A 12451-nucleotide genomic window follows, 5' to 3' on the forward strand; every position below is an offset into this window, starting at 1 on the left:
TTGGATCCATCAGGCAACGACGGGCTGCTGCCGGCCATCAGCGGACGCAGGGAGGACTTTCCGCAACCGGCCGTTCGATGCGGCACCGATGGCCTTCGCGCAGGGGTAGTGAATCCGCCAGGATTGACTTGCGCTGCCCTACCTCTCACTAGTGAGGGGCGGCAGCGCATCAAGCGGTGAGCGCACTCCGGCACCGCCAACTTTCAGCACATGCGTGTAAATCATCGTCGTAGAGACGTCGGAATGGCCGAGCAGATCCTGCACGGTTCGAATGTCGTAACCGCTGCGGAGCAAGGCCGTCGCGAACGAGTGGCGGAGGGTGTGCGGTGTGGCGGGCTTCGTGATGCCTGCTTGTTCTACGGCACGTTTGAAGGCGCGCTGAAAGGTCTGGTCATACATGTGATGGCGACGCACGACACCGCTCCGTGGATCGGTCGAATGCGTGTGCTGCGCAAAAACCCAGAACCACGGCCAGGAATGCCCGGCGCGCGGATACTTCCGCTCAAGGGCGTCGGGAAGCGCAACGCCGCTGCGGCCCTCGGCCTGGTCCTTCAGCCACCATGCCCGTGCACGCGACAGCTGCTCGCGCAGGCTGGGTGCCAAGCTCTCGGGTAACATCAAGGCCCGATCCTTGGAGCCCTTGCCCTCCCGCACGATGATCGTGCCGTGATCGAAATCCAGATCCTTGACCCGCAGTTGCAAACCCTCACTGATCCGCATGCCCGTTCCATACAGAAGCTGGGCGAACAAACGATGCTCGCCTTCCAGAAAACCGAGGATGCGAACCACTTCATCCGGGGTCAGCACCACCGGCAAGCGCCGCGACGGCCGAGGTCTTCCGATCTCCTGAAGCCAGGGCAGATCCGTGCACAGCACCTTGCCGTAGAAGAACAGCAAGGCCGCCAATGCCTGACGATGCGTGGAGACCGAAACCTTGCGCTCGTTCGCCAGCCAGGACAGAAATGCCTCGACTTCGCTGCTGCCCAAGGTTGCCGGGTGACGCACACCGTGGAAACGGATGAAGGCACGAACCCAGTGGACATAAGCCTGTTCGGTTGGTAAGCTGTAATGCAAGTAGCGTATGCGCTCACGCAACTGGTCCAGAACCTTGACCGAACGCAGCGGTGGTAACGGCGCAGTGGCGGTTTTCATGGCTTGTTATGACTGTTTTTTTGTACAGTCTATGCCTCGGGCATCCAAGCAGCAAGCGCGTTACGCCGTGGGTCGATGTTTGATGTTATGGAGCAGCAACGATGTTACGCAGCAGGGCAGTCGCCCTAAAACAAAGTTAAACATCATGAGGGAAGTGGTGATCGCCGAAGTATCGACTCAACTATCAGAGGTAGTTGGCGTCATCGAGCGCCATCTCGAACCGACGTTGCTGGCCGTACATTTGTACGGCTCCGCAGTGGATGGCGGCCTGAAGCCACACAGTGATATTGATTTGCTGGTTACGGTGACCGTAAGGCTTGATGAAACAACGCGGCGAGCTTTGATCAACGACCTTTTGGAAACTTCGGCTTCCCCTGGAGAGAGCGAGATTCTCCGCGCTGTAGAAGTCACCATTGTTGTGCACGACGACATCATTCCGTGGCGTTATCCAGCTAAGCGCGAACTGCAATTTGGAGAATGGCAGCGCAATGACATTCTTGCAGGTATCTTCGAGCCAGCCACGATCGACATTGATCTGGCTATCTTGCTGACAAAAGCAAGAGAACATAGCGTTGCCTTGGTAGGTCCAGCGGCGGAGGAACTCTTTGATCCGGTTCCTGAACAGGATCTATTTGAGGCGCTAAATGAAACCTTAACGCTATGGAACTCGCCGCCCGACTGGGCTGGCGATGAGCGAAATGTAGTGCTTACGTTGTCCCGCATTTGGTACAGCGCAGTAACCGGCAAAATCGCGCCGAAGGATGTCGCTGCCGACTGGGCAATGGAGCGCCTGCCGGCCCAGTATCAGCCCGTCATACTTGAAGCTAGACAGGCTTATCTTGGACAAGAAGAAGATCGCTTGGCCTCGCGCGCAGATCAGTTGGAAGAATTTGTTCACTACGTGAAAGGCGAGATCACCAAGGTAGTCGGCAAATAATGTCTAACAATTCGTTCAAGCCGACGCCGCTTCGCGGCGCGGCTTAACTCAAGCGTTAGATGCACTAAGCACATAATTGCTCACAGCCAAACTATCAGGTCAAGTCTGCTTTTATTATTTTTAAGCGTGCATAATAAGCCCTACACAAATTGGGAGATATATCATGAAAGGCTGGCTTTTTCTTGTTATCGCAATAGTTGGCGAAGTAATCGCAACATCCGCATTAAAATCTAGCGAGGGCTTTACTAAGCTTGCCCCTTCCGCCGTTGTCATAATCGGTTATGGCATCGCATTTTATTTTCTTTCTCTGGTTCTGAAATCCATCCCTGTCGGTGTTGCTTATGCAGTCTGGTCGGGACTCGGCGTCGTCATAATTACAGCCATTGCCTGGTTGCTTCATGGGCAAAAGCTTGATGCGTGGGGCTTTGTAGGTATGGGGCTCATAATTGCTGCCTTTTTGCTCGCCCGATCCCCATCGTGGAAGTCGCTGCGGAGGCCGACGCCATGGTGACGGTGTTCGGCATTCTGAATCTCACCGAGGACTCCTTCTTCGATGAGAGCCGGCGGCTAGACCCCGCCGGCGCTGTCACCGCGGCGATCGAAATGCTGCGAGTCGGATCAGACGTCGTGGATGTCGGACCGGCCGCCAGCCATCCGGACGCGAGGCCTGTATCGCCGGCCGATGAGATCAGACGTATTGCGCCGCTCTTAGACGCCCTGTCCGATCAGATGCACCGTGTTTCAATCGACAGCTTCCAACCGGAAACCCAGCGCTATGCGCTCAAGCGCGGCGTGGGCTACCTGAACGATATCCAAGGATTTCCTGACCCTGCGCTCTATCCCGATATTGCTGAGGCGGACTGCAGGCTGGTGGTTATGCACTCAGCGCAGCGGGATGGCATCGCCACCCGCACCGGTCACCTTCGACCCGAAGACGCGCTCGACGAGATTGTGCGGTTCTTCGAGGCGCGGGTTTCCGCCTTGCGACGGAGCGGGGTCGCTGCCGACCGGCTCATCCTCGATCCGGGGATGGGATTTTTCTTGAGCCCCGCACCGGAAACATCGCTGCACGTGCTGTCGAACCTTCAAAAGCTGAAGTCGGCGTTGGGGCTTCCGCTATTGGTCTCGGTGTCGCGGAAATCCTTCTTGGGCGCCACCGTTGGCCTTCCTGTAAAGGATCTGGGTCCAGCGAGCCTTGCGGCGGAACTTCACGCGATCGGCAATGGCGCTGACTACGTCCGCACCCACGCGCCTGGAGATCTGCGAAGCGCAATCACCTTCTCGGAAACCCTCGCGAAATTTCGCAGTCGCGACGCCAGAGACCGAGGGTTAGATCATGCCTAGCATTCACCTTCCGGCCGCCCGCTAGCGGACCCTGGTCAGGTTCCGCGAAGGTGGGCGCAGACATGCTGGGCTCGTCAGGATCAAACTGCACTATGAGGCGGCGGTTCATACCGCGCCAGGGGAGCGAATGGACAGCGAGGAGCCTCCGAACGTTCGGGTCGCCTGCTCGGGTGATATCGACGAGGTTGTGCGGCTGATGCACGACGCTGCGGCGTGGATGTCCGCCAAGGGAACGCCCGCCTGGGACGTCGCGCGGATCGACCGGACATTCGCGGAGACCTTCGTCCTGAGATCCGAGCTCCTAGTCGCGAGTTGCAGCGACGGCATCGTCGGCTGTTGCACCTTGTCGGCCGAGGATCCCGAGTTCTGGCCCGACGCCCTCAAGGGGGAGGCCGCATATCTGCACAAGCTCGCGGTGCGACGGACACATGCGGGCCGGGGTGTCAGCTCCGCGCTGATCGAGGCTTGCCGCCATGCCGCGCGAACGCAGGGGTGCGCCAAGCTGCGGCTCGACTGCCACCCGAACCTGCGTGGCCTATACGAGCGGCTCGGATTCACCCACGTCGACACTTTCAATCCCGGCTGGGATCCAACCTTCATCGCAGAACGCCTAGAACTCGAAATCTAACGTCCGTTCGGGCATCGAGGTCCATGTCGGGGTGGGACGGGCCCGTGGCTTCAAGATCACTTGCAGTCCGACCGCGATGTCTTGGTTGCGCGAGAGGTTGTCGATATCCTCCACTTCCATCATCAACCCTGGATAATGCCGCCGCCGTCATCGCCGCCGACGCCCGTGCCGGGCTTTTCGGGCCTGTCAGGCTTGCTCGGCCTTCAGCCTGCCTGGGCGAGATCTCCGGCGGACGGATTAACGGCGGAGCTTCGCCGCCTTTCGTGCGTGTGAAGGCCGAAGATAGTTCTCTCAAAAACATCCGTTTATGAGAGATACCAAATGTCATTTTCAGAAGACGACTGCACCAGTTGATTGGGCGTAATGGCTGTTGTGCAGCCAGCTCCTGACAGTTCAATATCAGAAGTGATCTGCACCAATCTCGACTATGCTCAATACTCGTGTGGGCTCTGTTGCAAAAATCGTGAAGCTTGAGCATGCTTGGCGGAGATTGGACGGACGGAACGATGACGGATTTCAAGTGGCGCCATTTCCAGGGTGATGTGATCCTGTGGGCGGTGCGCTGGTATTGTCGCTATCCGATCAGCTATCGCGACCTTGAGGAAATGCTGGCGGAACGCGGCATTTCGGTCGACCATACGACGATCTATCGCTGGGTCCAGTGCTACGCCCCGGAGATGGAGAAGCGGCTGCGCTGGTTCTGGCGGCGTGGCTTTGATCCGAGCTGGCGCCTGGATGAAACCTACGTCAAGGTGCGGGGCAAGTGGACCTACCTGTACCGGGCAGTCGACAAGCGGGGCGACACGATCGATTTCTACCTGTCGCCGACCCGCAGCGCCAAGGCAGCGAAGCGGTTCCTGGGCAAGGCCCTGCGAGGCCTGAAGCACTGGGAAAAGCCTGCCACGCTCAATACCGACAAAGCGCCGAGCTATGGTGCAGCGATCACCGAATTGAAGCGCGAAGGAAAGCTGGACCGGGAGACGGCCCACCGGCAGGTGAAGTATCTCAATAACGTGATCGAGGCCGATCACGGAAAGCTCAAGATACTGATCAAGCCGGTGCGCGGTTTCAAATCGATCCCCACGGCCTATGCCACGATCAAGGGATTCGAAGTCATGCGAGCCCTGCGCAAAGGACAGGCTCGCCCCTGGTGCCTGCAGCCCGGCATCAGGGGCGAGGTGCGCCTTGTGGAGAGAGCTTTTGGCATTGGGCCCTCGGCGCTGACGGAGGCCATGGGCATGCTCAACCACCATTTCGCAGCAGCCGCCTGATCGGCGCAGAGCGACAGCCTACCTCTGACTGCCGCCAATCTTTGCAACAGAGCCTCCGTCGCCATGCTCACCTCGCTTTGGTGCACACGAGTATTGAGCATAGTCGAGATTGGTGCAGATCACTTCTGATATTGAACTGTCAGGAGCTGGCTGCACAACAGCCATTACGCCCAATCAACTGGTGCAGTCGTCTTCTGAAAATGACACTAGACTTTTATTTACAACTGTCAATAAATCAAAAAATAGACTCTAAATTTACACTTTAATGATATTTACGAAATGTAAAACTAGGCTATACCTTAGTTTTACAGTAAAAAGTGCAAATATTTTTTCACTATATAAAACTTCGTTAAGAGGTGTGAAGCACACCTCTCCAAATGGAACAAGTATTGTACACAAAGGGCAAAAAGGCGGAGTTACCGGATTTGGATTTAATACTAGCCTTAACATTATGATATTAATCTTTTTTATATGTATTAATTTCGTATTTTGAATGTTTCGTAGATTCCATTTAAAATGTTTTATGTACAAAAAATATCTGGTCATCAATTTCAAAAATGAGCGAATAACAGATCTTAGTTCGCTTTTTATTGAACGTTGGCTCTCAGACTAAAAACAGACAACGGATTTACTATTAGAAGATTTAAGACTTCAGTACGCCAGATCAAGCGGACTGCGAGCATAGCCAAATTTAGAGCCAATGACATGCGTGTAAATCTCAGTTGTTTTTACATCATTGTGACCAAGTAGTTCTTGAACCGTCCTAATGTCAGCGCCAGAACGCAGTAGCTCAGTTGCAAATGAATGTCTAAAAGTATGAGCCGTTACCCGTTTATGTATTCCCGAATTCTTGACTGCGAGTCTGAGTTGTTTTCGAAATGCAGTTTCGTGAATATGATGACGACAAATATAGCCGTCTTGTGGATGTGCGCAGCGAACACTTGATGGGAAGATATATTGCCAAGCAGTATCTTTGGCCGCAGACTTGTATTTTTTGATCAAACTGATAGGCATTGAGGTAAGGCCAAAACCATCTCTTATGTCTTGTTGATGTAACTGTTTAGCTTTTTCAATTTGAGCCTGTAAAAAGACAATTAAATTTTCGGGCAACAATGTACAGCGATCTTTATTCCCTTTACCGCGGAAGATAAAAATACTTTTATTGTGAAAATCAATGTCTTTAATTCTTAATTTTAGAGCCTCATTTATTCTTAAACCAGCACCAAATAACAAACTGGCTATGATTCGATACTTACCCGACAAATTGGAAATAATTAACATTGCTTCTTGGGTACTTAATACTGTTGGGATAGTTTTTTGTCTTTTGGTAAACGAATATGCAAGATCGTTAATTTCTCTTTTAATCACATTTCTGTACATAAATATGATTGCACAAAGCGCTTGATTTTGAGTCGCAGCACTGACTTGCCGATTGACCGCAAGATGATTTAAAAAGCGCTCAATTTCTGAATTTCCCATATCCTTTGGATGTTTATAATCGTTAAAACGAATAAAAGTACGAACCCAGTGCAAATAAGATTTTTCGGTTGCATAACTATAATGCTTGGTTCTGAGCTCAGTTCTCATTGACTCGATAAATTGAGATTTAGCCATCAATAAATCCTTCAACTTTGATTGCTGTTTATTTATACAGTTATAATAACGATACGCCAAAAACTCAAATTATTTCTCGCTTTGTTTTTAACAAGGTATTGGTTTCATGGAGATGATGTAAATTAACAGTCTGATTTTATTTGATTTTTATAATAATAAGTTTACATAACGACCCTATATTAGGCTCGCTTTGACGATTGGCTTGGTTTCTGCCCTAAAATTATTGTTGCATTTTAGTTAATCTAGGCTTAAGTTCATGAAATGATTAATTTAAAGCTTATTGGAATGATGTTGTTAGACTCAATATTGAAAAGTTCTATACACACTTCTGATGATTAAGCTGTTAACCTCTGAGGAAGAATTGTGAAACTATCACTAATGGTAGCTATATCGAAGAATGGAGTTATCGGGAATGGCCCTGATATTCCATGGAGTGCCAAAGGTGAACAGCTCCTGTTTAAAGCTATTACCTATAACCAATGGCTGTTGGTTGGACGCAAGACTTTTGAATCAATGGGAGCATTACCCAACCGAAAGTATGCGGTCGTAACACGTTCAAGTTTTACATCTGACAATGAGAACGTATTGATCTTTCCATCAATTAAAGATGCTTTAACCAACCTAAAGAAAATAACGGATCATGTCATTGTTTCAGGTGGTGGGGAGATATACAAAAGCCTGATCGATCAAGTAGATACACTACATATATCTACAATAGACATCGAGCCGGAAGGTGATGTTTACTTTCCTGAAATCCCCAGCAATTTTAGGCCAGTTTTTACCCAAGACTTCGCCTCTAACATAAATTATAGTTACCAAATCTGGCAAAAGGGTTAACAAGTGGCAGCAACGGATTCGCAAACCTGTCACGCCTTTTGTACCAAAAGCCGCGCCAGGTTTGCGATCCGCTGTGCCAGGCGTTACCGAATAAATACTCTAACGTGTTTCTGTCCAAAAACGTGTTTGAGCGAGTTTCCGCTTATCGCTCATTTTCGACGCTCGACTAAACTCATTTTGGGGCAAAAACGTGTTTTATCCGACCGTCTGCTTCGCTCATCTTTGATATTGATGACCAGACATTTTTTGTACATAAAACGTTTTAAATGGAATCGACGAAACAGTCAAATACCCTTAAGAATATTAAGTTATCAGGGATAATTATTTGAATGATGGTTTTCAAGAAGTCTATTTGGCATACAAAACAAAAAGATTAGATTCTGTTGTCAGTGCATTTCTTTAATTCAGATTTATTCAGAAGTTATAAATGCAAGTATATCATCTAAAAAAATATAGCTTGCACTACTGCCATCATCATATTTTTGTTGTATTTTTTTAAACGACATTACGATACCGTTTTTACCCAATTTCGTCATCCCTCCACTGAAATTTTTAGGCTGACCACAATATTGAATAAATTTATCATAATGATCACCTACCTCTATTTTCCCTTTATTACATATAATAAACTCACTCGAAATAGCGCTACTTGAAAATATAGCCAAAATAATCAAGCTGATAATATGTTTATTGTTCATTTAATTTCCTTAATCACAATATATTTTAGGAATATCTGGCCAATGGGTCGTATATCTTGGTGACATCATAGATCTTCTCATTTTCCAATCTTTACTTATTTCGGAACTAGCTAAAAAAATACCTCTGCCAAATCTGGTATTTATCTGGTCATAGCATTTCATCAACTCAGAATTATCCTTTACAGGATCAAACAACCCAAATTGAGTATAAGCAGCAGAGCCAAGATCAATTGCACCTAACCCACATTTAGCATATTTAAGTCCCGGTATAAATAATTTATGGATAATCTCAGTTACGGCTGACGCGATAACTCTAGTGTCAGCTGTCGCAATAGGAAAATCATAAATTATTGAGCAATTTTTATATTCTGTATCAAACCGGGAATTTTGAGCAAATATTAGTAGCTTTTTGACCGTTGAACCTTGTTTCCTCAATTTTCTTCCAACTATATCTGCATGTGTACTAAATGCGGATAATAGTGCATTTATATCTGTGACTTTCTGACCAAAAGATCGGGTTGAAAATATTTCTTTTTTTAATTGTCTGGTTTCATCCCAAGTTAAACAAGCCTCAAAATTTAATTCTCTGACCGTTTTTTCCAGCAGTACATTGTGGAATTTTCTCATGCTTTTAGGGTCTTGCCGGGATAACTCATAAGCATTTTTTAAACCCACTAGCTCTAATCTTTTAGATAACCTTGATCCCACACCCCAAACGTCATTTAATTTCATTTGTTTAAGAATTTGCTCAGCCTGAGCCTCATTTTCAATCACAGCTACGCCATTAAAGCCTTGCAACTTTTTAGCAGCATGGTTAGCTACTTTAGCCAAAGTGAGTGTCGCACCAAAGCCAACCCCAACAGGCAATTTAGCTTCGCGCCAAACAGCAAGTCGAATTTGCTCACCAAGCCCTTGCCAGTCATTATCTATATGCTTAAATTTCAGAAAACTTTCATCGATACTATATATGTATTGATCGTCACAAAAGCGGCCAATTATATTCATCATTTTACCTGACAAGGATGCGTATAACTCATAATTTGATGAGCGAACAACAACATTGTGCTGTGATAAATAATCCTTGATCTTAAAATACGCCTCAAATTTAGGAATTTTGAGTTTTCGTGCAATAGGGCATATTGCACATACACAACCATCATTATTCGTTAACACAACTACTGGCGCACGACGAATACTCGGATCATAGGCTTTTTCAGCGGAGGCGTAGAACGAAACGGCATCGACTAGAGCATACATGATAGGAGTTCAACCGGCTTTCGATGGCATCGTACAGAAAATATAACAACCCCCTCTAACTGAAATTCATCACAATCTAATATGCTGACAGGTTTATGATCTGGCGCAGATGATATTAGGTGTCACTTTCAGAAGGCGACAGCACGAAATATCAAAAGTCGACCGCACGGTCTTTTCTGACGTTGGAGTCGCCTCAGAAAACGGAATCTATGGTCACTCCCGTTTTTGCAACACCGATTTTGACGATAAGTTGGCTTGCTTGAATCTATCCGGCGTCTGAATGGGATTTTATTCCCGCGCCTCGATGAGTTCCGCGCCTGATGAACCTCCAGAAAATATACGGCTTCAGCGAGCCTTTCCGTTTTACAGGTTCCTCAACAGGCCGGTGGGCCGTTTGTATCATCAATATCAGTATTCGCAAAACCAGATGAATGATTGTTTAAACTGGTGTATTTCTGCCTTTATGCTTCGTAAGTTTGCTGTCGCGCCGTCAGTGCCCAGGCTATTCTGGCCAGCTTGTTTGCCAGAGCACAGGTGACGACAAAGTTGCTTTTCCGACACAACAACTCCCTGACCCAGTCGGCCAACTTGCCAGACTGGTGTTCCAGTTTTTGTATGAATACCCTGGCACACTGAACCAACAAAGTTCGGATCTTTTTGTTGCCCCGCTTGCTAATCCCTAACAATGTCGTCCGACCTCCCGTGCTGTACTGTCGGGGTACCAGCCCTGTTGCCGCCGCAAAGTCACGGCTGCTGGCGTACTGCTTCCCGTCGCCAATCTCAGTTGAAATAGTACTGGCAGTCAGCGTTCCAACGCAGGGAATACTCAGCAAGCGCTGTCCAACCTCATCTTCGTCCAACTTTCGTTTCAACTGAGATTCCAGATCTTTAATCTGCTCAACAAGATAGTGATAATGCTGTTGTAATTTCAGCAGTAACTGGCTGAGATAAAGAGGCAAACTACTGTCCTCAAGAAGGGTACTCAGTCGACTAATAACGGCAGCACCTCGCGGAACGCTGATACCAAATTCCAGCAGAAAAGCATGCATCTGATTAGTTGTTTTCACCTTATCCTGAACCAGGGATTCACGGACACGATGCAGAGCTCGCATTGCCTGCTGAGATTCGGTTCTGGGCTGCACGAAACGCATAGATGGACGTGATGCTGCTTCACAGATAGCTTCAGCATCAACGAAGTCATTTTTGTTGCTTTTAACGAATGGGCGGACAAATTGCGGTGATATCAGCTTTGGAAAATGCCCTAACTCTGCCAGCTTGCGTGCCATAAAGTGAGAACCGCCACAGGCTTCCATCGCGATGGTTGTTGCTGGGCATGTCGCCAGAAATTCGATTAGCTTTGGTCGGGTGAATTTTTTACGGTAAACGGCCTTCCCACGATGATCCTGACAATGAATATGGAAAGAGTTCTTACCCAGATCGATACCAATAAGCGCAATGTTTTCCATGATGGTTCTCCGAATGAAAGCCTGTCCTCAGCATAGTACTGGGAAGGAGGGAGTGACCATCTCATTAAATAAAGCACGCTAAGGCGTAGTTCCCTCGGGCTACACCGCGTCCGCACTGCGCGGTTCTTTCTTCCCTTGCAGTGACGCAATCAGCGGGCAGGAAACGTTCCCCTTCCGCGCATGGCAGGCGCACACCAAATCAGACAGCACGGCCTCCATGCGCGCCAGGTCAGCCATCCTCTCGCGCACGTCCTTGAGCTTGTGCTCGGCCAGGCTGCTGGCTTCCTCGCAATGGGTGCCATCCTCCAGCCGCAGCAGCTCGGCGATCTCATCCAGGCTGAAGCCCAACCGCTGGGCTGATTTCACGAAGCGCACCCGCGTTACATCCGTCTCGCCATAGCGGCGAATGCTGCCGTAAGGCTTGTCCGGTTCCGGGAGCAAGCCCTTGCGCTGATAGAACCGGATGGTCTCCACATTGACCCCGGCCGTCCTAGCGAAAACGCCAATGGTCAGGTTCTCCAAATTGTTTTCCATATCGCTTGACTCCGTACATAACTACGGAAGTAAGCTTAAGCTATCCAATTCAGATTCGAAAGGACAAACATATGTCTGAACCTCAAAACGGGCGCGGCGCGCTCTTCACTGGCGGGCTGGCCGCCATCCTCGCCTCGGCTTGCTGCCTCGGGCCGCTGGTTCTGATCGCCTTGGGGTTCAGCGGCGCTTGGATCGGCAACTTGACGGTGTTGGAACCCTATCGCCCCATCTTTATCGGCGTGGCGCTGGTGGCGTTGTTCTTCGCCTGGCGGCGCATCTACCGGCCGTCAGCCGCCTGCAAACCGGGTGAGGTTTGCGCGATTCCCCAAGTGCGAGCTACTTACAAGCTCATTTTCTGGGGCGTGGCCGTGCTGGTTTTGGTCGCGCTCGGATTTCCCTACGTCGTGCCATTTTTCTATTGATCACAGGAGTTCACCATGAAAAAGCTGCTTTCCGCCCTTGCCCTCGCTGCCGTTGTTGCCCCCGTGTGGGCCGCCACCCAGACCGTTACGCTGTCCGTACCGGGCATGACCTGCTCGGCCTGTCCGATCACTGTCAAGAAGGCGATTTCCAAGGTCGATGGCGTCAGTAAAGTTGACGTGACCTTCGAGACGCGCGAAGCGGTGGTCACCTTCGATGATGCCAAGACCAGCGTGCAGAAACTGACCAAGGCTACCGAGGATGCGGGCTACCCATCATCAGTCAAGAACTGA

The 12451-nt window shown here is 49.4% G+C and carries 14 protein-coding genes and 2 pseudogenes; 9 read left to right on the top strand and 7 right to left on the bottom strand.

What is annotated here, in order from left to right; genetic code table 11:
• Positions 1–138: 138 nt before the first annotated feature.
• Complete coding sequence (intI1, locus tag CU081_RS03765) at positions 139–1152, bottom strand: class 1 integron integrase IntI1 (protein ID WP_000845039.1); 1014 nt, start codon at positions 1150–1152, stop codon at positions 139–141.
• A 145-nt stretch (positions 1153–1297) separates the two neighbouring features.
• On the opposite strand from intI1, the gene aadA1 reads away from it, so the two are divergent.
• From aadA1 to CU081_RS03800, 6 genes and pseudogenes are all read left to right on the top strand, one after another.
• On the top strand, positions 1298–2089 hold the full coding sequence (gene aadA1, locus CU081_RS03770; RefSeq protein WP_001209508.1) for an ANT(3'')-Ia family aminoglycoside nucleotidyltransferase AadA1: 792 nt from the start codon (positions 1298–1300) through the stop codon (positions 2087–2089).
• Between the two features lie 163 nt (positions 2090–2252).
• Entirely contained in the window at positions 2253–2600 is a 348-nt protein-coding gene (locus CU081_RS03775) for a quaternary ammonium compound efflux SMR transporter QacE delta 1 (RefSeq protein WP_000679427.1), read from the top strand.
• On the top strand, positions 2594–3433 hold the full coding sequence (sul1, locus tag CU081_RS03780; RefSeq protein ID WP_000259031.1) for a sulfonamide-resistant dihydropteroate synthase Sul1: 840 nt from the start codon (positions 2594–2596) through the stop codon (positions 3431–3433). The genes CU081_RS03775 and sul1 overlap by 7 nt, the downstream gene beginning before the upstream one ends.
• A gap of 127 nt (positions 3434–3560) precedes the next feature.
• Positions 3561–4061, top strand: a complete 501-nt coding sequence (locus CU081_RS03790; protein WP_000376623.1) for a GNAT family N-acetyltransferase — start codon at positions 3561–3563, stop codon at positions 4059–4061.
• Between the two features lie 320 nt (positions 4062–4381).
• Positions 4382–4450, top strand: a pseudogene (locus CU081_RS26220) (EAL domain-containing protein); the annotation flags it as partial.
• A gap of 117 nt (positions 4451–4567) precedes the next feature.
• On the top strand, positions 4568–5332 hold the full coding sequence (locus CU081_RS03800) for an IS6-like element IS6100 family transposase (protein WP_001389365.1): 765 nt from the start codon (positions 4568–4570) through the stop codon (positions 5330–5332).
• Between the two features lie 139 nt (positions 5333–5471).
• Here CU081_RS03800 and CU081_RS26225 read toward each other — a convergent pair.
• Together CU081_RS26225 and CU081_RS03820 are read right to left on the bottom strand one after the other, a co-directional pair.
• Positions 5472–5537 (bottom strand): annotated as a pseudogene (locus tag CU081_RS26225) (EAL domain-containing protein); the annotation flags it as partial.
• A 446-nt stretch (positions 5538–5983) separates the two neighbouring features.
• A complete protein-coding gene (locus CU081_RS03820) occupies positions 5984–6946 on the bottom strand; it encodes an integron integrase (protein WP_058647329.1) in 963 nt (320 codons plus the stop codon).
• A gap of 363 nt (positions 6947–7309) precedes the next feature.
• Between CU081_RS03820 and dfrA1 the strand changes: the two genes are divergently transcribed.
• Positions 7310–7783 carry a trimethoprim-resistant dihydrofolate reductase DfrA1 gene (gene dfrA1 / locus CU081_RS03825; RefSeq protein WP_000777554.1) on the top strand — a complete coding sequence of 158 codons (474 nt, stop codon included), beginning with the start codon at positions 7310–7312 and terminating at the stop codon, positions 7781–7783.
• Positions 7784–8193: 410 nt separating this feature from the next.
• Here the strand turns inward: dfrA1 and CU081_RS03830 are convergent, their stop codons facing one another.
• From CU081_RS03830 to merR, 4 genes are all read right to left on the bottom strand, one after another.
• On the bottom strand, positions 8194–8481 hold the full coding sequence (locus CU081_RS03830) for a hypothetical protein (RefSeq protein ID WP_058647330.1): 288 nt from the start codon (positions 8479–8481) through the stop codon (positions 8194–8196).
• Positions 8482–8490: 9 nt separating this feature from the next.
• Positions 8491–9738, bottom strand: coding sequence for a Y-family DNA polymerase (locus CU081_RS03835; RefSeq protein WP_058647331.1), 1248 nt, complete (start codon positions 9736–9738; stop codon positions 8491–8493).
• A 461-nt stretch (positions 9739–10199) separates the two neighbouring features.
• Positions 10200–11204 (bottom strand): IS110-like element IS5075 family transposase, encoded by a 1005-nt coding sequence (locus CU081_RS03845; RefSeq protein ID WP_000427614.1) that lies wholly within the window; start codon positions 11202–11204, stop codon positions 10200–10202.
• Between the two features lie 99 nt (positions 11205–11303).
• Positions 11304–11738 (bottom strand): Hg(II)-responsive transcriptional regulator, encoded by a 435-nt coding sequence (gene merR, locus CU081_RS03850; protein WP_000429838.1) that lies wholly within the window; start codon positions 11736–11738, stop codon positions 11304–11306.
• Positions 11739–11809: 71 nt separating this feature from the next.
• Between merR and merT the strand changes: the two genes are divergently transcribed.
• Together merT and merP are read left to right on the top strand one after the other, a co-directional pair.
• Positions 11810–12160 carry a mercuric ion transporter MerT gene (gene merT, locus CU081_RS03855; RefSeq protein ID WP_001294667.1) on the top strand — a complete coding sequence of 117 codons (351 nt, stop codon included), beginning with the start codon at positions 11810–11812 and terminating at the stop codon, positions 12158–12160.
• 15 nt (positions 12161–12175) lie between these two features.
• Complete coding sequence (gene merP / locus CU081_RS03860) at positions 12176–12451, top strand: mercury resistance system periplasmic binding protein MerP (RefSeq protein ID WP_000735441.1); 276 nt, start codon at positions 12176–12178, stop codon at positions 12449–12451.

Origin of the sequence: Enterobacter sp. CRENT-193, assembly GCF_002787395.1 — a bacterium.
In the GTDB taxonomy this organism is placed as follows: domain Bacteria; phylum Pseudomonadota; class Gammaproteobacteria; order Enterobacterales; family Enterobacteriaceae; genus Enterobacter; species Enterobacter hormaechei_C.